This window comes from Buchnera aphidicola (Hyadaphis tataricae) (assembly GCF_005081445.1).
Lineage (GTDB): Bacteria > Pseudomonadota > Gammaproteobacteria > Enterobacterales > Enterobacteriaceae > Buchnera > Buchnera aphidicola_AE.
The window spans coordinates 58,611-79,579 of the sequence record NZ_CP034873.1 but is presented as its reverse complement, the minus strand read 5'-3'; the positions used below and the strand labels follow the sequence as shown (position 1 = coordinate 79,579).

Genomic DNA, 20,969 nt, shown 5'->3' with positions numbered 1-20,969 from the left:
CAATCACGCACTACTAGAAAAGATTTCCTTTAATTTTTTAACAGAATCGGCATAAGAACTTTTTTCTGATATATCTTGTTGTAAAAATGCTTCTATTTTTGGCAATAATTTTATAGAATCATCTAAAACCGCATCAGTTCCACTCACATAAGCGCCTACATTTAATAAATCTCGATTTTTCTGATAAACAGAAACTAACTTTTTGAAATATAAAGCTCTTTCATATTGAACAGTATCGATAATATCTGGCATAATACGACTTACTGAAGATTCAATATCGATCGCAGGATAATGACCTAAACTCGCATAATATTGAGACAAAAAAATGTGCCCATCTAATATAGAACGAGCAATATACGCAACCGGATTTTGTTCGTCTTCTTCTTCCATTAAAACTGTATAAAAAGCAGTGATGGAACCCTGTTTTTTGTTAATATTCCCTATACGCTCTAATAAATTGGCAATTTTTGAAAATATAGAAGATGGATAACCTTGAAATACAGGCAATTCTCCTAAAGAAAATGCAATTTCTCGTTCTGCCATAGCATAACGAGTTAAAGAATCCATTATTAATAATACGTGTTTATTTTGTTTGCAAAAATATTCTGCAACACTAGTAGCATAAGATGCCGCCTGTACTTTCAAAAATGGAGAAACACTTGCTGGAGCTGCAATAATGACTGATTTTGATAAATTATTATATTTTGTTACGTTATCTATAAAGTATTTTACTTCTCTTCCTCTTTCCCCAATTAATGCAATGACAAAGACATCTACTTGAGTGTGTCGTGCAATCATTTCAAGTAAAATACTTTTACCAAGACCAGGAGTAGAAAACAATCCTATTCTTTGACCTTTTCCAATGGTTAAAAGTGCATTAATAGATCTTATTCCAACATCTAAAACATCAGTAATTCTTTTTCGATGCAACGGATTAACATAAGCGTTGTTATTAATTGTATAATTTTCAGCATCAATTTTAGGTAATCCATCTAAAGGTGCTCCATTTCCATCTAATATTCTTCCTAAAACTCTATCTCCTAATGGAATCTTTTTAACTACAAAGTTTGTATTGACATCTAATCTTGAAAAAACTTTTGCGCCCGGACAGATTCCATTTGTTTCTGAGAAAGACAATAATAAAGTTTTTTCTTCAGAAAAACTAATTACTTCACTTTTAATATAAACATATTTATCTTCTGATAATATTTCAATAAAACATTGAGATCCAATTGGAACTTTCAACCCTGTTACTTCTAATACTAATCCTTTCACAGAGACAATACTACCATATCGAATAAAATTAGGAAGATTACGAATCTTACTATCCAAAGAAGAAAGTTGTTTAAATAATTGAGTAAATCTCAAAGTCATTAATAGTCCTCTAAATCAATAAGACGACGTAACTCTTGCCATCTAGCTTCAACTGTAGCATCTATATTACTATCACTATTTTGTGACTTGATTTTAAATCCATTTTTATCAATTTTATCATCATAAGTAATTTGCCATTTATAACTTTTAAAGCAATCTTGAAAAGTATTTTCGATAAAATTTTTATTGCTAGGATGCGCTGTAATTATTATATTATTTAAGCATAGTTCTTTTACTTGTAAAATTTTTTTGATGTTATCTTTTAAATATGACTGATCAACATTAATTTTTTTTCCAATTAAGTAAGACGCAAAATGAGATAAAATTTTTAAAATCATGTTGTATAATTTATATTCTGATACAACAAAATGTTTGTCACATTCTAAAAAAAAATTATTTAATGTTTTCTTTAAAAGAATTTGATCTTGTTTTCCTTCTAACAACCCTGTTTCAAAACCCTTTTGATATGAAATATTTTTGATTTTTTCTAATTGTAGATCATTATTAATACTTTCATTAAGAATCGTTTTTTTCTTTTCAAATAAATGAAAATCTTCTTTATTAAATTGATCTACATTGCTTAAAAAAAATTTATTTTTGTTTGTGTTCTTTAAAGATATTTTTTTTGGATACCATTTTGTCCATTTTTTTTTTAAGCTTTCACTCGACATAGTTCTCTCTTAGATTATTTAGTGAAACGTTTCCATTATTTACAATGCTTTTAATCATAATTAAAATTAATTTTTGTTCATTCTGAATAGCAATATCGGAAATGTAAGAGTTCTTTTCTAAAATATCGGATAATTTTTTAGCTTCTGCATCAGGCATATTTTTAAAAAATTTTTCTTTAATAAGAAAATCTACTTTTTGCAACGCAACGCATAATTTTTCTTTTTCTATGTTCTTGATGAGTATTTTAATATATTCATCATCTAAATTAACAATATTATTGAATGAAAACATTTCTTTTAAAAGAATATCTGCTATATTTTTATTTAGTGTACTAATATTTTTTATAGTATCACGTTCATATTGAATCTTCATAGAATTTAAAATACTTACAGCAGTTTTTACACCTCCTTTTTCTGATAAAAGTAACTTTTTATTATTTAATAAATTATTAATGACTTTATTTAATTCTATTAAACTAGATTCTTCAATACCATGAAACTCTGTAATTCTTGAAATAATTTCCGCTCTTTGTTTTGCATTTAAATATGACAAAATTTGTGCTGCTTGATTCTTGTCTAAATAAATTAATATTGTAGTAATAATTTGCGCATGTTCACTACTTAGCAACAAAGCTAATTGTTCGCTATTCATATAATTTAGTGCTTTAATGCATATTTTAGCATTGCGTACTTCTAATGCTTCGTTAATAAGAGAAGTTCCTTTTTGCTCTCCTAACGCTGTTGATAACATATCAAAAAGATATTTATCATTAAAATTTTTTTGTAACGCATTGTTTTGTATTATACAATTATCGCATTCAAGGAGAACTTTATCTAAAACATCTGAAGGAACACCCTGCATATTGATCATAGCATCAACAATCTCTTGTATTTCAAAGGGAGTTAAGTGTTTCAATATTTCCCCAGCTTGAACCGATCCGATTGACATTAATAATAATGCGCTTTTTTGAGTACCGTTTAAAATCATTTTTTATCACTCATCCATTGACGAATAATCAACGCTATAGTACGTGGATTTTGATTAGAAATATTAGAAATATGATCAACTACTTGATTTGAATCATTATTGTTTATTTTGTTTTCAATAATATTCTCATCAAAATTATTGTTTGTCTCTATTGAATTGGTATCATTTTCAATAATATTTTCTCGTAATCTTTTATTTCGAGAGTTAGAGCAAAAATATTTTTTTAAAAAAAATAAAAGTAATAAAGTAGATAAACACCAAGGTGCTAAAGAAAATAAAAAATCTGATATTTTAAAAGACTGCGGAATAAATACATTAATTGGCAATTGTGAATTGTATTTAGCAAAAGGAGCATTAACAAGGTGAATACTATCACCTCTAGATTTAGAATATCCTATAGCTTCACGTATTAAATTTTTAACGTTTTTTATTTTTTCTGAAGTTAAAGGAATTAATTTTCCATTTTGATCTTTAGTAAAATTAATAACAACAGCAGCGGATAATCTTTTAATTTCTCCTACGTTCATTTTAGTATGTGACACGCTATGGTTTAATTCATAGTTTGTAACCTTTTCATGACCAATATTAGCATTAACAGGCGATTGATGATAAAGATTTAAGTTTTTATTTTTTTTCAGAAGATCTGCATTATTCAATTTCTTGTTAGATAAAAAATTATGCATTGCTGTATTATCTTGTTCTGTTTTATCATGAATACTTATTTGTGTAGAACGTATTGATTGATTATCACTATTAGTGTTAGGAGAATATTTTTCTTTTGTTTGTTCTTTTGCATTAAAATCTATTTGAGCGGTAACTTGAGCATAAACATTTCCAAATCCTAGCAGTGGTTCCAAAATATTTTTAATTCTATTTTTATATCGAGACTCAATTTCTTCAGAATATTTAAATTGCAGATTATTCAGTTCATGATTATTACCAAAAGAAGAGGTATCATTCAATAATTTTCCTGATTGATCAACAATAGATATATCGTCTACTGAAAGGTTTGATACGCTACTGGAAATTAAATGCAGTATTGCATTTGTTTGTTCCATATCTAATCTTTTTCCAGTATTTAATTCTATCACTACTGAAGCAGATGGTTTTTTTTTGTCTTCTAGAAACAATGATGATTTAGGAATAGCAAGATGTATTCTTGCATTTTTTATTGCATCAATCCTCTGTATTGTACGTGATAACTCCCCTTCTAATGCACGCTGATAATTTATTTGTTCATTAAATTGACTCATACCAAATCTTGCTTGATCTAATAATTCAAAACCTACTGAACCAATGCGAGGTAGATTTTTTTCTGACAAGCGTAAACGAGTTGTATCAATGTCATTTTTAGGAATCGATATTTTTCCTGAAATATCACTTAATTTATAAGGAATCTTCATATGATTTAACTGATTTACAATAGCATTACTATCTTCATTAGATAAATTATCATATAATGTTTGATATTCTGGAGATTTTATCCATATTGAAACAGAAACGGCAGTAATCACTGCTGCTGCCAACAAAATTACTAAAATACGAGAATTTTTTATAATACGAGATAAAAATTGTTTAAATTTTTTTTTCTCTTCTAAGACTGAATCTTCTATAGTACTGAAATTCATGAAATCTTCCTATCTGAATGGTGAGTTCTAACTATATTAATGAATAAAAATTGACTAATAGCATGAAATAAAAAAATTTCCTGTTAAATTATTTTTAATTCAATTATATTAAGAATAATTACAAAACAATTTTTAATTAATTATGTATAATTGTCTTCAATCTCTCTTGAAAAAATTTTTTCTGAGTTTTAAGAACATTATAATAATTTTTAAAAATTCAAAAAATAAAAATTTTAGAGGAAAATATGTTTATCGATAATATAAATAATCAAAATTTTAATACAAAAATTAATGTGTTAGATAATAATGCAAAAAAACAAAACTACATAGAACCTAAAAGTTTTGTTGATCATATAAAAACAGCATTAGGAGAAATCAGTAGCATTCAAAATAATGCAAAAATTGATGCTGAAAAATTTATGTTAAATAAATCCGAAATACCTTTAAATGATATCATGATAAATATACAAAAATCTGCTATATCTATGCAAATGGCTATTCAAGTAAGAAATAAACTTGTTTCGTCTTATCAAGAGATAATGAATCAACAAATTTAATACATTGAACTGTGCTAATTAATTTAGCACAGTTTTATTATCGAGATATTTCATTGTTATATTTAAACTGCATGCTAAATTTAGAAGTCATTATGGAGCTAAGCGGATTTGAACCACTGACATCTTGCATGCCATGCAAGCGCTCTGCCAACTGAGCTATAGCCCCGAAAAATATTACAATATAAAAACCCATGAATTCTGTCAATATTATTTTTTTAAAATGACCCTATAAGACATAAGATTTCTAAAAATATAAAATACTATTAAAAATATGTGTTTAAATAAAAACAAAAAATATGATCTTATTAAAAAATACAACTGTATCAATCTTTTTGATAAAATATAAAATATATTTTATACAGTCTAAAAAAATACAAAAAATTAAAGATTTTTTTTTCTAACACACTTTATTGCTTTTTTAATTCGGAATAACGTAGTGTTATATCCTAATAAATATATTACTAAATTAATACTCGGCGAATATTGATCGCCAGTGATCGCAGTTCTTAAAATCATATTCAAGTCAGCTTTCTTTAACTTCATTTTTACAGATAAATCATTCATTGTTTGAGATATCATTAAATCATTCCAAATAGATATATTTTTTAAGCAACGATAAGATTCTTCTAAAACAGAGACATTATTCAATATTAAATATTTTTTTGTAGCTGCATTTTCGACTATATCAAACTCTTCATAGAACATGCGAAATGAATTTGCCATTTCATTGATAGTATTAAAACGATGTCTTAATAAATGAATCATCTTCTCTAAACAAGGGCCATTTTTAAGATTAATTTTTTTTTGGTGCATTTTGACTTTTAATAGATTACTAATATTTTCTAACGGTAAATTATTTATATAATGCTTGTTAATCCAAAATAATTTTTTCATATTAATAATACTAGGCGATTTAGTAATAAATTTTAAACTAAACAATTTTATCATTTCTGAAATGTTAAAAATCTCTTGATTACGATGAGACCATCCTAATTTAACAACGTAATTTAGCAATGCTTCAGGCAAAAAACCTTTCTCATCAAAATCCATGATGTTTTCATTTGTATTTCTTTTAGAAATTTTATTCCCTTGTTCATCTAAAATCATAGATAAATGCGCATATACTGGTATTTTTGATCCTAGAGATTGCAAAATATTAATTTGACGAGGTGTGTTATTAATATGATCTTCTCCACGAATAACATGGGTAATTTTCATATCTAAATCATCTATGACTACGCAAAAATTATAAGTAGGCATACCGTTAGAACGTTGAATAATTAAATCATCTAATTCAGAATTTTCAAAAGTGATATTTCCTCTTATCGCATCATTAAATGTCACTTTTCCAGAAATTGGATTTTTAAATCTTATTACATATTCTTTGTTATATATTTTATTAATATTTAAATCTCTACAATACCTAGAATAACGTGGTTTAACACCGTTTTTAATTTGTTTAATTCGATCTAATTCCAATTTTTGAGATGAGCAAAAACATTTATATGCGCTACCTTGTTTAAGCATTCTATTAATAACATCTTTATATCTATCTAAACGTTTAGTTTGAAAATATGGACCTTCATCCCAATTCAATCCTAACCATCTTAATTCATGCAAAATATTGTCAACTGAATGTTTTTGCGAACGTTGAAGATCAGTATCTTCTATACGAAGAACAAATTTTCCGTTATAATGTTTTGCAAATAACCAAGAATATAAAGCGGTTCGAATACTTCCAAGATGCAAGCTTCCAGTAGGACTAGGTGCAAAACGAGTTTTTATATTCATATACGCCTTATTAAAAATATAATTTTGAAAATTAAAAATTTTGTTATTAATGTAAGACACATTGTTCTTTTGTTTAAAAATGTTTATTATTTAGATTAAAATTTAATCATTATGATTAAAATTACAACAAACAAATCTTTTTTTTAAAAAAAAGATTGACTCTATTTCTTCTAGCTTTACAATACAGTTAATAAAAAATTTATTTTAAGGGTGATTAGCTCAGTTGGTAGAGCTCCTCCTTTACACGGAGGAAGTCGGCGGTTCGAGTCCGTCATCACCCACCAAAAATCAGGGTCGTTAGCTCAGTTGGTAGAGCAGTTGACTTTTAATCAATTGGTCGCAGGTTCAAATCCTGCACGACCCAAAATAAATATAATGTGCATATGTCACATTTTAACATTAAAAATATCTTATTAAATTTTATTTTTTGATATTAATTTCGTTAACTCTACTTCATTAATTCTTTTGATATTTAAACGTTCAGCTTTAAAAAATTTAGATCCAAATTTTTTTCCATAAATTAATATATCAGTATTTTTTGAAATGCTATTGGTAATTGTAGCACCTAAATCTATTAATATATCTTTCAATGTTTGTCTTAAAAAACGCTTAAAAACACCAGTTAAAACAATTTTTTTATTAAAGAAAAAAGTGTTCTTCTTGTATTGATGAATATATTTTAAATGATAAACAATTTTTATTTCTTTCAATAATTTAGTCAAAATAATATTATTAGAATCTGTGGAAAAGTAATTAGCAATATTATTCGCCAATACTGTTCCTATTCCAAATATGTCTGTAAGTTCTAGAACATCAGCTGCAATTAATTCCTGAATATTAGAAAAATGATTGGCAATTTTTTTTGCAACAACTTCACCTATGTTAGGTATACCTAACCCATAAATAAAAGATTTAAAATGAACTGTTCTAGATTTATTTAACGAATTAACGATTTGTGTGCTTTTTTTACGTCCAACATTTTTTAATTTAATTAAATCAAAAGACTTAAGATAAAAAAAATCGATTGGATTATTGACAAGTTTTTTTTTTATTAATTCATTTATGATGTTAAGACTAAGACCTGATACATTCAAAGATTTTTTTGAAAAAAAATGATGTAAAGTTTTTGTCTTTTGAGCATTACAAGTTAGTCGAGCATTACAACGAATAACTTGTTCTGCTTTATTTTGTGACAATTTTGTATTACATACAGGGCACAATATGGGAAAAAGTACTTTTTTAGCGTTTTTTGAGCGATTAGTGTTAATAGTTTTTAATATTTTTGGTATAACATCACCAGAACGACAAATTAAAATAGCATCATGAATATGCAAGTTTAATTTTTCTATTTCATTACTATTGTATAATGAAGCTTTTTTAATGATCACTCCAGATATATTAACCGGTTCAAAATAAGCAACCGGCGTGATTACACCAGTTCGACCAACTTGAAATTTTACATCGTTTAAGATTGTGATCTTTTCTTGAGAAGTAAATTTAAAAGCTATAGCCCATTTTGGAGCTTTTGCATTACATCCGAGTTGATTTTGCATATCTATAGAATTGATTTTAATGACAATACCATCTATATCATAATCAAGCATATAGCGTTTTTTTTCAAATTTTTTATAAAAGTTTAAAACTTCTTCATCATTATGACAAATTATCATTTCTTTATTGACTGGTATCCCCCATTCTGCACACTTTATTAATCTTTCATGATGAGTTAAAATTTTTGTTTTTTGATCAAAAAAATAACATCCATAACAATAAAACATCAAATTTCTTGAAGCCGTGATTTTTGGATCAATATGACGCAAAGATCCTGCAGCAGCATTTCGAGGATTAGAAAAACATTTATTTTTATTAATAGTAGATTTTTTATTCAACACTGAAAAATCAGATTTTAACATGAATACTTCTCCTCTAATTTCTAATCTTTTAGGTATTTTAATACCATTTAATTGCACAGGAATTGCTTTGATCATACGTGCATTATTGGTAATATTTTCTCCCTGATAACCATCACCACGAGTGGCTGCTCTTATAAGAACGCCATCTTCATAAATAATACTCACAGCTATTCCATCTATTTTAAGTTCACAACACAATGTTATTGTTTTATTTTTACCAATATGTTTTTCAATTTTTTTTTGAAAATCTAAATAGCCATCTACACTAAATGTATTATCTAAAGACAACATAGGAAAAAAATGTATTATTGTTTTAAACTCTTTTTTCAAACTTGAACCTATATTTTGCGTGGGTGAATCAGAAGTAATGAATTCTTTATGCTCTAATTCTAAAAGATGTAACTGATTTAATAAATAATCATACTCTGCATCAGACACTAAAGATTGATTTAAATTATGATAAAAATATTCATATTTTAATAAGTCTTGTTTTAATTGATTAATTTTTTTTTGAATAGTTTTCATGAAGTAGTCTAAACATAATAAAAAAATGATTTTTAAATAATCATATAGTTTTATAAATATAATAATATTAGTATTTTTTAATATTTTTTATTATATAATTTTTATTTATAATGAAAACATTATTTTGATATAGAAATAGATTTTTTTAAAAAAACAAAAAAACAAGTATAATGAAGCATACTACTAATTAACAAATCGAGAAATATATGAAAAAGATATTTAAAGATAATTCTTTAACAATAGGAAATACACCTTTAGTATGTTTACAAAATATAGGAAATGGTAATATTTTAGCTAAAATTGAATCTAGAAATCCTAGCTTTAGTGTTAAATGCAGAATAGGCGCTAACATGATATGGAACGCAGAAAAAAAAGGTTTTTTACATAAAGACGTAGAACTTATTGAAGCGACTAGTGGCAACACAGGGATAGCATTAGCTTATGTTGCAGCTGCTAGAAATTATAAACTAACTCTTACTATGCCTGATACGATGTCTATTGAACGAAGAAAGTTATTGACGGCTTTAGGTGCTAATTTAGTTTTAACAGATGGAAAATATGGAATGAAAGGAGCAATATCGAAATCTGAAGAAATTATAGCACAGAATCCTAAAAAATATCTTTTATTAAAACAATTTGAAAACCCAGCTAATCCCGAAATTCATGAAAGCACCACTGGACCAGAAATATGGAACGATACTGAAGGTAATTTAGATATCTTTGTTTCAGCAGTAGGAACAGGAGGAACCATTACCGGAGTCAGTAAATATATCAAGTATACACAAAAAAAGAAACATTTAATTAGTGTTGCTGTAGAGCCTGCTGAATCACCAGTAATTACACAATTTTTATCAGGAAAAACTATAAAACCTGGATTACATAAAATTCAGGGTATTGGAGCGGGTTTTATTCCAAAAAATCTTGATTTAAACTTAATCGATCAAGTAATTACAGTATCTAGTGAACAAGCTATATTAACCTCGCAAAAACTAATGAAACAAGAAGGGATATTAGCAGGAATTTCTTCAGGAGCTGCGTTATATGCAGCCTTAAAATTACAAAAAAAATATGGTTTTTCAAATAAAAAAATAGTCATCATTTTACCTTCTTCAGGAGAACGTTATTTAAGCACAGAATTATTCTCTACATTACCCTGTAATCAAAAAAAATAATTTAACAGAATTTCTGTAATAAAAACCTATTGTTTATATAGCAGTATGTTTTTATTGCAGAAATTGCGTTTTAATCTTGTAAAATGTGTATAACATTCAAAAATTAATGTCTTTTTAACGTATCTAATACAATCTTATTTACAAAACTATTATTAAGGAAAAAAAATGTTCCAAAACCAAATTACAATAAAAGCTCCGCATGGACTTCATACTCGTCCGGCTGCACAGTTTGTCAAGGAAGCGAAAAAATTTATTTCTAATATTACCATGATATATAATGGTAAGTCAGTTAATGCAAAAAGTTTATTTAAAATTCAAACATTAGGTTTAGTTCGAGGAAGTCTGATTACATTATCTGCTGAAGGAGAAGATGAACAAGAGGCTATTGAACACTTATCTCAAATCATGACAGAACTCGAATAAATTATCATTAAAAATAATTTCTGAATTTTATAAAATACCGGAGGTTAAATAAAAAAACTTCCGGATTATTCACGTGAAAATATATTCGCCTGACATGTCATCTTTTTCTTCTTTGAATAGATAAACTTTATTATTAAAGGTAATGTTATGATTTCAGGCATTTTAGCATCACCGGGTATAGCTTTTGGCTCTGCTCTTTTGTTAAAAAAAGACAAAATTATTATTAATCGAACAAAAATTAATATTGAACATATAAAAAAAGAAATTAATGATTTTTTTTATGGAAGAGAACAATCCATCATACAATTAAAAGAAATTAAAAATAAAACAAGCAAAACATTAGGTGCGCAAAAAGAAAGCATTTTTGAAGGTCATATTATGCTTCTTAAAGATGAAGAGTTAGAACAGGAAATTATTTCTTTAATCACAGATAAAAAAATGTCTGCTGCTGCAGCGACCGAACTTGTTATTGAAGGACAAGTAAAAGTTTTAGAATCACTAAAAGACGAATATTTAAAAAATAGAGCAATTGATGTAAGAGACATTGGAAATCGTTTATTAAAAAATATACTACATTTAAATATTATTGATTTAAATAATATAAAAAATAAAGTAATTCTTATTGCACAAGACCTAACACCTTCAGAAACTGCACAAATTGATCTAAAATACATTTTAGGATTTATTACCGATCTAGGTGGTGAAACTTCTCATACTTCAATTATGGCAAGATCATTAGAAATCCCTGCTATTGTAGGAACTGGAAAAATTACAAAAATAGTAAAAAACAATGATTTTATCATCTTAGACTCTATTAACAATCAAATTTTTATTAATCCATGTGATGCAGTCATTGCCGAAAAAAAACAAATAGAAAAAACATATTTTTTCAATAAGAAAAAATTAATTAATTTAAAGAATTTATCCGCTACTACTATTGATGGTCATAACATTAAAATTGGTTCTAATATTGGTACCCCAAATGATATTGATTCTGCAAAAAACAATGGAGCTGAATGTATAGGTTTATATCGAACAGAGTTTTTGTTTATGGGTCGCACTTCCTTACCTAGTGAAGAAGAACAATTTCAAGCATATAAAGATATTGCAGAATCCATGGAAAATAGAACTGTTATTATAAGAACTATGGATATTGGTGGCGATAAAGATCTTCCTTATATGAATTTACCTAAAGAAGATAATCCTTTTCTTGGATGGCGTGCAATACGTATCTCAATTGATAGAAAAGACATTTTACATGCACAAATAAATGCTATTCTTAAAGCATCTGCTTTCGGGAAAATACATATTCTTTTTCCTATGATTATTTCAATAGAAGAAGTAAAAATATTAAAGTTAGAAATAGAAATACTTAAAAAAAAATTAGATGAAAAAAAAATTTTATTTGATAAAAACATTAAAATTGGAGTCATGATAGAAACCCCAGCGTCCGCTATCATAGCTGAACATTTAATTCAAGAAGTTGATTTTTTTAGCATTGGCACAAACGATTTAACGCAATATACTTTAGCAGTTGATCGAGGAAATGATTTCATTTCACATCTTTACAATCCTATGCACCCATCTGTTTTACAATTGATTAAAAAAGTTATTGATGTTGCACACAAATATGGAAAATGGACCAGTATGTGTGGAGAACTAGCAGGAGACCAACGTGCTACCATATTGCTATTAGGCATGGGACTAGATGAGTTTAGTATGAGCTCGATAAACATTCCTAAAGTAAAAAAAATTATTCGTCGAATATCTTTTTCTTATGCTAAAAAATTAGCCAACAAAGCACTAAAATTAGGAACTATTAAAGAAATTTTAGATTTATTAAAAACACATATTTAAGATAATATATGCTTATAAACAAAGCATTTAAAAAAATTTGTGTAATGTAAAATCATTAGGAGCAAAAATGAGTTTCTTTTCTAATATTTTTGGTAATAAAAAAAAAGAATTTTCAAAAAAAATAGAAATCATAGCTCCGTTATCTGGAGAGATAATTGATATAGAAGATGTACCAGATCTAGTTTTTTCTAAAAAAATTGTCGGAGATGGAGTAGCCATCAAACCATCAGGAAACAAAATTCTTGCTCCTGTTAATGGAACTATCGGAAATATAGTTGAGAGTATGCATGCTTTTTCAATTATATCAGAAGATAATGTTGAATTATTCGTACACTTTGGTATTAACACAGTTAAATTAAAGGGAAGAGGTTTTAAGAAAATAGCACAAAACGATCAAAAAGTAAAAATAGGAGATGAAATTATTGAGTTAGATTTAAATTTTTTAACAAAAAATGCTGAATCTATTTTAACGCCTGTAGTAATATCTAATATAGAAAACTTTAAAAAAATAAAAAAATTATCAGGAAATATCATTGCTGGTAAAACAGTAATGATGTTTTTATATAATTGATGATTAATATAAAACGGCGCTATTTCTTTAGTGCCGTTTTAAGATATTATTTGATAAAAAATAAACAGGACAATAAATAATGGATTTATATCAAATTATTATTTCACTTTTTATTTGCATAATAGAAAGTATATCAGAATTACTTCCAATTTCTTCTACAGGACATGTTATTATCCTATCGCATTGGTTCAAAATACAAAATCATTACACAAAAAATTTATTGATTTTTATGCAACTAGGTTCGACCTTAGCATTATATTGCTTTTTTCATCAAAAATTATTAAAAATATTAAATATTCGAAGTACATATATTCAGAAAACCAAAAAAATATCACATATATTATGCGCTATTTGTCCAACTATATTTTTAGGATTAATATGTTACAATCAAATTAAAACTATGTCTAATATCTATACTGTTATGTATGGATTAATATTTGGTGGTATAGTCTTAATATTATCTGAAATCTTAAAACCTAAAACATATACCACATACCACATACATGATATTAGTTTATCTCAATCTATTATAATAGGATTATTTCAAACCGTTGCGTTATTTCCTGGTATTTCAAGATCTGGAATGACGATCTCTGGAGGCATGTTATCAGGTATCAAAAAATCAGTGGCAATAGATTTTTCTTTTATTATATCTATTCCACTGTTACTCGGAGTATCATTATTTGATTTAATCAAAAATTTTAATATTATTCGAATAGTAGATCTTCCGATATGTTTTATGGTTTGTATAATAGCTTTTATAATATCTTTCGTTTCGATGAAAAAATTATTCATAATACTAAAAAACACATCCATGGTATATTTTGGTATATATCGTTTTTCATTAGCTTTAGGTATTTATTTAAATGCTTGAATAGCATGTTAATACCAATAGACAAGCAAATAAGATACTATTTAATACATTAAATTCTATTTTTTTTAAGACGCCATAATTTTAGTTTTTGGATTCTTAAACGCATTATTTCATGTTTTATATGAATTCCTGTAAATCCTTGTTTCATAATTAATTTAGTCGATACTTCATTTGTTATGGAAAAACATTGCTTTAAAAAACAATCAGAATAAAAATTAATAACATGAGATTGAAAAGGATTTAAATAATTAAATCGATTTAAAAAAGAAAGTTTTTTTACTCTTTCTGGTTTTCTCCAAGCATCAATTTTATAAAATAATAAAACAATATTTTTAGATGATTGCGTATGAATAACATTTAAAAAATCACGATAACCAGAATTCAATATAGCCATTTCTTTAATATAAGATGGAATTTGAAAACGTTGACATAAACGTTTAACAAAATCTGCTGCATCTTTATTATAAAAATCTTGAGAAACATTTATCGCAATTTTTTTTTTTAAAAAAAATTGACATAAATAAGCAAAACGCACATCAATATCTTTAGAATAAAAAGATATCTTTGCTAATCCCATAAAAATAAAATTTTCATGGTACCATCTATTAAATCTATAAAGGTATAAAGAGCTTTTTTTGTAATATAAAATATACATTTTTGGAAAAAAAAAATGTAATACCTTACATAAGTGTAAAACTTGAAAATACACATGAGGACTTACAGTTTTAAAAGCTTTTTCAGTTTCATTCCATATTCTATTTGCAGTTAAATAATATAACTCCTGATTTTTAACCATTATTTTCATTAAAACCATTGTTTCTTCTGCAATACAAAATCCTAAATGCACTAAAGTCGCCGCGAATCTTGCTGTGCGAAAAACACGCAATGGATCTTCTGAAAAAGAATTTGAAACATGCCGTATTACACGATTTTTTATATCTTCGATACCATGAAAAGGATCAATATATTTACCATTTTGATCTTGTGCAATAGCATTAATAGTCAAATCCCTTCTTATCAGATCTTCTTCTAAAGTAATATTAGCATTTGAATCAGTACAAAAACCGGTATATCCTTTTCCAGATTTTCTTTCTTTTCTTGCTAAAGCGTACTCTTCGTGTGTTTTTGGATGCAAAAATACCGGAAAATCTTTCCCAACTTGTTGAAATTTTTTATCTAATAACATTTTTTCTGTACCGCCAACAACCACCCAATCTTTATCTTTAACAGGTAAGTTCAACAAAGCATCACGAACAGCGCCTCCTACTAAATATATTTTCATAATATTTCTCCGGTTAAAAAAAATAAAAAATTTGTTTTTAAACAATTACATCTTGTCATTGTCTTGTATATAATATATATAAAATACATTTAATGTAATATTAAACTATTGGTTTAACATATTTACATAAAGAGATAATATGAAAAAAAGCACATTCATTGAATTTAAAAATTCTCTGATTCTCGTTGTTGGTGATCTTATATTAGATTGTTACTGGTATAGCAAAAATCATCATTTTGTATCCGAACAGATTACACCAATTGCACCCATTCATAAAATAAAAAAACAACCTGGAGGTGCCGCAAATGTAGTTAAAAATCTTGCGGATGTTGGATGTACATCGAAAATCATTGGGTTTATTGGTATGGATAAAGAAGGATCAATTCTACAAAAACTTTTACATCACATTAAAATTGATTGCGATTTAATTCCTATACCAAAAAATAAAACAATAACTAAAATTCGTGTGATATCGGGAAAAAAACAATTAATTAGGTTAGATTTTCAAGAAAAATATATTTCTAAAAAAATCGATTTGCTATATAAAAGAATCGTTCATTCGTTATCATATATTAAAATTTTAGTGTTATCAGATTATTGTAAGGGAACTTTGATTGATATCAAAAACATTATTTGTATCGCTAAAAAAATGTCAATTCCTATACTAATTGATCCAAAAGGAGTAGATTTCAAAAAATATTCTGGTGCTAGTTTGTTAACACCAAACCTGCATGAATTTGAAAAAATTGTAGGAAAATGTTATAAAGAAACTGAAATTTTAAAAAAAGGAGTGCAATTATTGTCTGAATTGCAATTATCAGCATTGTTAGTGACTCGATCTAAGAATGGTATGACTTTGTTTCAACCTAATAAAAAACCAATACATTTTCCTGCTACATCAGAATATGCACACGATGTAACAGGCGCAGGAGATACAGTTATTGCTATTATTGCAGCCGCTTTATCTGAAGGTTATTCCCTAGAAGAATCGTGTTTTTACGCCAATGTTGGAGCTGGTGTTGTCATACAAAAAACCGGAACTGCAACCATTAACATTCACGAATTAAATGCAGCCTTACATGCGTAATAAAAATGACATAATCTTATTTTTAAAAAATTTATGTGTACAACAAAATATTTTTATGCATATTTATTCTGATCAAAATATTGATGAAACTATATTTTGTGTATAAATATTTTCATGTATCTTTATATTAGTCATCTTGATTTGCAAGGAAAATTTTTCTTGATTATTATATGTAACATAATGCATTATGTTCGATATAAAAACGTTTGACGCGTAATATTAAAAAATACTTTTCTAATCTATTGACTATAACAATTTTATCTTTTAATTTTATAAAGGTTTGAAGAATGAACCGAACAATCCTATCTGAATTTAACCTATCAAAAAAAAAAGTTCAGAAGGCAATATCTGCTTTGAAAGATGGTGAAGGAATAATTATATTAGATGATGAAAAACGTGAAAATGAAGGAGATCTTGTCTTTTCATGTGAAAATATGACCGTAGAACAAATGGCTTTCACTATTAGATACGGTAGCGGGATTGTCTGTCTTTGTATTACCGAATCTAAAAGAAAACAACTACGTTTGCCTATGATGGTAAAAAATAATACCAGTAAATATCAAACAGCTTTTACTGTCACCATAGAAGCTGCAAATGGTATTTCTACCGGTGTATCAGCTAAAGATAGATTGACTACTATTCAAACAGCAATTTCTGATACTTTAAGACCAACTGATCTAAATCGACCAGGACACATATTTCCATTAAGAGCCCATCCAGGCGGAATCTTAGCAAGATCAGGACATACAGAAGCAGCTGTTGAGATTGTCTCTTTAGCAGGATTTAAACCGTGTGCAGTAATATGTGAATTAACAAATAAAGATGGTACCATGTCTCGTTTATCTGATATTGTTAAATTTTCTAAAAAATATAATATAAATATATTAACCATTCAAGACCTAATTTTCTACATCAAAAATCAATCAAAAAAATTATGTAGATCAGGGTAATAAATCACTAATCGGCCATTTTGGTTTAACTAAAATATTTAATTGGTTTTTATTTGCTTCTCGTCGACGTAAAAAACCAAGATGTGCTATCATTGCAGCATTATCAGTCGACAATTCTAATCCTGTATAAAAACATTCTCCATTAAAATCTTTTTTAATCATATTGGCTGCATTTTTGCGTAAAAGAGCATTTGCACTGACACCACCAGCTATCACTAAACGTTTCCATTTTTTTTCTTTTAATGCTTTTTTAGTTTTAATTAATAATATATCGATTACCGCTTCCTCGAAAGCTCTCGCAATATTAGCCTTATCTTGCAAACTATCATTAGATTCTTTGATCACTCTTGATACATAAGTTTTCAAACCAGAAAAACTAAAATTTAAATTAGAGTGATGTATCATCGGTCGAGGAAAATAAAAAACATCTTTTATTCCAATAGAAGCTAATTTAGACAATTCAAAACCCCCAGGATATTTTAATCCTAACAATTTTGCTATTTTATCAAAAGCTTCACCGGCTGCGTCATCTAAACAGTTTCCAAGTAATTCGTAATGACCGATGCTATAGACACCGATAATCTGTGTATGTTTTCCTGATACTAATAATGCAATAAACGGAAATTCTATTTTTTTAAATTCTAACATTGGTGATAATAAATGAGCCTCCATATGATTGACTGGAATAACTGGAACGTTTAAAGCAAAGCCTAAAGTACAAGCAAATGTCGCTCCTACAAGTAAAGAACCTACTAATCCAGGTCCAGCGGTATAAGCGATTAAATCAAAAACAGTATTCATATTATTGCTTTTTAAAATTTTTTTTAATAACATCGCCATTGATTCCACATGTTGACGAGATGCTAATTCAGGAATAATACCGCCATGTATATTATATAAGCTTTTTTGATTATCAACCTTGTTGAGTACAATACCTTTTTTACTATCATAAATGGCTATTCCTGTATCATCACAAGAGGTTTCAATACCTAATACTTTCATAATTATTACATACCCTATAGAATAAAATATTTAAAAAAATAGATATCAATCAATTTTAAATTAGTGTTACTATAAATAGCAAATATATTAATTTTTAAAAAAATAAATCAAAAATTAAAAAAGAAAAAGTATAAAGTACAAACTGTACAACACCATAATTCTTGATAAAATCAATCATAACAAAAACATTAAAAAATATTGAATATTATTACAATAATACGGTGAAAAAAATGCCAATAATCAAAGTACGTGAAAATGAACCATTTGATGTTGCACTACGTCGTTTTAAAAGATCTTGTGAAAAAGCTGGAATTTTAGCTGAAATTCGTAGAAGAGAATTTTATGAAAAACCAACTACTGAAAGAAAAAGAGCAAAAGCTTCTGCCGTCAAACGTCTTGCTAAAAAACTCACACGTGAAAATGCACGACATATTCGTATGTATTAAATATTGTGTATACATTCAAATTAAATAATCAACGTGCCGTTCTTCTTGAAAAAGAACGGAATGCATTTTAAAATATCAAATTATATGTCTGGGAAAATACCTAAATATTTTATTAATGAACTGTTATCTCGAACAGATATAGTCGAACTAATTAATACAAGATTAAGTTTAAAAAAATACGGAAAAAATTATCAAACTCGCTGCCCTTTTCATCAAGATAAAACTCCATCTTTTACCGTTAATCATGAAAAACAATTTTATTATTGTTTTGGATGTAATGCGCATGGTAATGCTATTGATTTTTTAATTAATTATGAGCACTTAAACTTTGTAGAAAGTATTGAAGAGTTGTCTATAATTCATGGTATACCTATACCCTTTGAAAACAATGATAGCAATGTTTTGTATTTAAAAAAACAAAAATTATATTCTCTTATGGAAACACTCTGCAGATTATATCAAAAAAATATACACTTAAATAAATTAGCTACTGAATATTTATTTAAAAGAGGCATCAATAAAAAAATGATTGAAATTTTTTTAATCGGATATTCTGACGTATATTGGCATAATTTTTCAGATAAATTTAATATAAACAAATCATTAGAACAAGATTTATTAAATCACAAAATCATAGCTATTAACAAAACAGGATACAAATATGATATTTTTCAAGGAAGAATAATATTTCCCATACAAGACCAACATGGTAGAATTATAGCTTTTGGAGGTCGTTCTATCAATAATACTTTACCAAAGTATCTTAATACTCAAGAAACAACAATTTTCAGTAAAGGCAAAACAATTTATGGATTATATCAAGTTAAAAAAATATGCAGTAAACCTAAATATCTATTAGTTGTAGAGGGTTATATTGATGTTATAACATTAACTCAATACGATATTAATTATGTTGTTTCTTCCTTAGGAACATCGACTACAAGTGAACACATTAAACTACTTTTTCAATACACTAACACAATAATTTACTGTTATGATGGTGATCAAGCTGGTCAAAATGCCGCTTGGAGAACATTAATAAAAGCATTACCACACATATCAGATCAAAAAAATTTAAAATTTATACTATTACCCAATAATGAAGACCCTGACGCCATTATTAGAAAAGAAGGCAGAGATAATTTTCAAAAAAGAATCGATCATGCTGTTACCATGTCAAGATTTTTTTTTAAATATATTTTAAAAAATGTTAATTTATCATCAATGGATGAAAAATTTCAATTAAGCGCGCTTGCCTTACCTTTAATAAATACTATTTCTAGCGACACCATACGAATTTATTTACGTCAAAGATTAGCTAGAATGATAGGTATCTTAGATGATAATCAATTTGAAAAATTTTTATATGAGCAAGAAATAAAAAAAACAACAAAAAAATTAATTCGCATTAAAGCAACTCCGATGCGAATTCTGATAGCATTAATTGTACAAAACCCTGGATTAGCGAAAATTGCTCCACCGCTTAAAACATTATCAAAATCAAATATTAAAGGATTACAGGTTTTTTTAGAAATCTTACAAACTTGTCTGAATCATCCTAATATTAATACAGGTCAATTATTAGAATTTTACAGAAATAGCAAAATAATACATATTTTAAAAATGTTATCTAAATGGGATCATATGATTATCCAAACAGAAATACATAATATGTTTTTAGATCTATTAAGAAATATATATAATAAAACACTTGAAGAAAGACAAGAATATCTTATTTCTAAAGAACGAAAAAAAGGACTAAACATGCATGAAAAAAAAGAAATTTGGAACATTAACAAAAAACTATCACAAAATAAAATAAAATTATTTAGAAAATAATTTTTAATTTGTTCATGCA

The 20,969-nt window shown here is 26.8% G+C and carries 18 protein-coding genes and 3 tRNA genes; 12 read left to right on the top strand and 9 right to left on the bottom strand.

The genetic code is table 11. The features are described 5' to 3' along the window. Nucleotides 1-3 precede the first annotated feature (3 nt). Genes D9V69_RS00365 through fliF form a run of 4 tightly spaced genes read right to left on the bottom strand, consistent with a single transcriptional unit; the run spans nucleotide 4 to nucleotide 4,661 of the window. Nucleotides 4-1,374, bottom strand: a complete 1,371-nt coding sequence (locus D9V69_RS00365; protein ID WP_158356369.1) for a FliI/YscN family ATPase — start codon at nucleotides 1,372-1,374, stop codon at nucleotides 4-6. Further along, nucleotides 1,374-2,045 carry a FliH/SctL family protein gene (locus D9V69_RS00360; RefSeq protein ID WP_158356368.1) on the bottom strand — a complete coding sequence of 224 codons (672 nt, stop codon included), beginning with the start codon at nucleotides 2,043-2,045 and terminating at the stop codon, nucleotides 1,374-1,376. The genes D9V69_RS00365 and D9V69_RS00360 overlap by 1 nt, the downstream gene beginning before the upstream one ends. Next, complete coding sequence (gene fliG, locus D9V69_RS00355) at nucleotides 2,035-3,033, bottom strand: flagellar motor switch protein FliG (protein WP_158356367.1); 999 nt, start codon at nucleotides 3,031-3,033, stop codon at nucleotides 2,035-2,037. Before fliG ends, D9V69_RS00360 begins: the two co-directional genes overlap by 11 nt. Continuing rightward, a complete protein-coding gene (gene fliF, locus D9V69_RS00350) occupies nucleotides 3,030-4,661 on the bottom strand; it encodes a flagellar basal-body MS-ring/collar protein FliF (RefSeq protein ID WP_158356366.1) in 1,632 nt (543 codons plus the stop codon). Before fliF ends, fliG begins: the two co-directional genes overlap by 4 nt. Nucleotides 4,662-4,906: 245 nt before the next feature. On the opposite strand from fliF, the gene fliE reads away from it, so the two are divergent. Beyond that, nucleotides 4,907-5,218: a flagellar hook-basal body complex protein FliE gene (gene fliE / locus D9V69_RS00345; RefSeq protein WP_158356365.1), complete on the top strand. Its 312-nt coding sequence runs from the start codon at nucleotides 4,907-4,909 to the stop codon at nucleotides 5,216-5,218. A gap of 93 nt (nucleotides 5,219-5,311) precedes the next feature. On the opposite strand, the gene D9V69_RS00340 is transcribed toward fliE, so the two are convergent. After that, a tRNA-Ala gene (locus D9V69_RS00340) sits at nucleotides 5,312-5,384 on the bottom strand. A gap of 215 nt (nucleotides 5,385-5,599) precedes the next feature. Next, on the bottom strand, nucleotides 5,600-7,009 hold the full coding sequence (gltX, locus tag D9V69_RS00335) for a glutamate--tRNA ligase (RefSeq protein WP_158356364.1): 1,410 nt from the start codon (nucleotides 7,007-7,009) through the stop codon (nucleotides 5,600-5,602). Nucleotides 7,010-7,217: 208 nt separating this feature from the next. Here gltX and D9V69_RS00330 point away from each other — a divergent pair. Together D9V69_RS00330 and D9V69_RS00325 are read left to right on the top strand one after the other, a co-directional pair. Further along, nucleotides 7,218-7,293: transfer RNA gene (locus D9V69_RS00330), tRNA-Val, on the top strand. Nucleotides 7,294-7,300: 7 nt separating this feature from the next. Beyond that, nucleotides 7,301-7,373: transfer RNA gene (locus D9V69_RS00325), tRNA-Lys, on the top strand. Between the two features lie 49 nt (nucleotides 7,374-7,422). Here the strand turns inward: D9V69_RS00325 and ligA are convergent. After that, nucleotides 7,423-9,447 (bottom strand): NAD-dependent DNA ligase LigA, encoded by a 2,025-nt coding sequence (gene ligA, locus D9V69_RS00320; protein WP_158356363.1) that lies wholly within the window; start codon nucleotides 9,445-9,447, stop codon nucleotides 7,423-7,425. Between the two features lie 206 nt (nucleotides 9,448-9,653). Between ligA and cysK the strand changes: the two genes are divergently transcribed. From cysK to D9V69_RS00295, 5 genes are all read left to right on the top strand, one after another. Then, nucleotides 9,654-10,619 carry a cysteine synthase A gene (gene cysK / locus D9V69_RS00315; RefSeq protein WP_158356362.1) on the top strand — a complete coding sequence of 322 codons (966 nt, stop codon included), beginning with the start codon at nucleotides 9,654-9,656 and terminating at the stop codon, nucleotides 10,617-10,619. Nucleotides 10,620-10,784: 165 nt separating this feature from the next. Beyond that, nucleotides 10,785-11,042: an HPr family phosphocarrier protein gene (locus D9V69_RS00310; RefSeq protein ID WP_158356361.1), complete on the top strand. Its 258-nt coding sequence runs from the start codon at nucleotides 10,785-10,787 to the stop codon at nucleotides 11,040-11,042. Nucleotides 11,043-11,189: 147 nt separating this feature from the next. Continuing rightward, nucleotides 11,190-12,899, top strand: a complete 1,710-nt coding sequence (ptsI, locus tag D9V69_RS00305) for a phosphoenolpyruvate-protein phosphotransferase PtsI (protein WP_158356360.1) — start codon at nucleotides 11,190-11,192, stop codon at nucleotides 12,897-12,899. Between the two features lie 67 nt (nucleotides 12,900-12,966). Next, nucleotides 12,967-13,470 (top strand): PTS glucose transporter subunit IIA, encoded by a 504-nt coding sequence (gene crr / locus D9V69_RS00300; protein ID WP_158356359.1) that lies wholly within the window; start codon nucleotides 12,967-12,969, stop codon nucleotides 13,468-13,470. Between the two features lie 76 nt (nucleotides 13,471-13,546). Further along, nucleotides 13,547-14,344: an undecaprenyl-diphosphate phosphatase gene (locus D9V69_RS00295; protein WP_158356358.1), complete on the top strand. Its 798-nt coding sequence runs from the start codon at nucleotides 13,547-13,549 to the stop codon at nucleotides 14,342-14,344. 49 nt (nucleotides 14,345-14,393) lie between these two features. Here the strand turns inward: D9V69_RS00295 and D9V69_RS00290 are convergent, their stop codons facing one another. Then, complete coding sequence (locus D9V69_RS00290; RefSeq protein WP_158356357.1) at nucleotides 14,394-15,626, bottom strand: tRNA CCA-pyrophosphorylase; 1,233 nt, start codon at nucleotides 15,624-15,626, stop codon at nucleotides 14,394-14,396. 139 nt (nucleotides 15,627-15,765) lie between these two features. Here D9V69_RS00290 and rfaE1 point away from each other — a divergent pair, with 139 nt between their 5' ends. Beyond that, nucleotides 15,766-16,713, top strand: a complete 948-nt coding sequence (rfaE1, locus tag D9V69_RS00285; RefSeq protein WP_158356356.1) for a D-glycero-beta-D-manno-heptose-7-phosphate kinase — start codon at nucleotides 15,766-15,768, stop codon at nucleotides 16,711-16,713. Nucleotides 16,714-17,000: 287 nt separating this feature from the next. Next, nucleotides 17,001-17,663, top strand: coding sequence for a 3,4-dihydroxy-2-butanone-4-phosphate synthase (gene ribB, locus D9V69_RS00280; protein WP_158356355.1), 663 nt, complete (start codon nucleotides 17,001-17,003; stop codon nucleotides 17,661-17,663). On the opposite strand, the gene tsaD is transcribed toward ribB, so the two are convergent. After that, nucleotides 17,655-18,665, bottom strand: a complete 1,011-nt coding sequence (tsaD, locus tag D9V69_RS00275) for a tRNA (adenosine(37)-N6)-threonylcarbamoyltransferase complex transferase subunit TsaD (RefSeq protein ID WP_158356354.1) — start codon at nucleotides 18,663-18,665, stop codon at nucleotides 17,655-17,657. The two genes, ribB and tsaD, sit on opposite strands and share 9 nt — an antisense overlap. A gap of 230 nt (nucleotides 18,666-18,895) precedes the next feature. On the opposite strand from tsaD, the gene rpsU reads away from it, so the two are divergent. Both rpsU and dnaG read left to right on the top strand, forming a co-directional pair. After that, the gene (gene rpsU / locus D9V69_RS00270; RefSeq protein WP_158337957.1) at nucleotides 18,896-19,111 is read left to right on the top strand and encodes a 30S ribosomal protein S21; all 216 of its coding nucleotides are present in this window, start codon (nucleotides 18,896-18,898) and stop codon (nucleotides 19,109-19,111) included. Nucleotides 19,112-19,195: 84 nt separating this feature from the next. Then, nucleotides 19,196-20,950 carry a DNA primase gene (dnaG, locus tag D9V69_RS00265; RefSeq protein WP_158356353.1) on the top strand — a complete coding sequence of 585 codons (1,755 nt, stop codon included), beginning with the start codon at nucleotides 19,196-19,198 and terminating at the stop codon, nucleotides 20,948-20,950. Nucleotides 20,951-20,969: the final 19 nt, after the last annotated feature.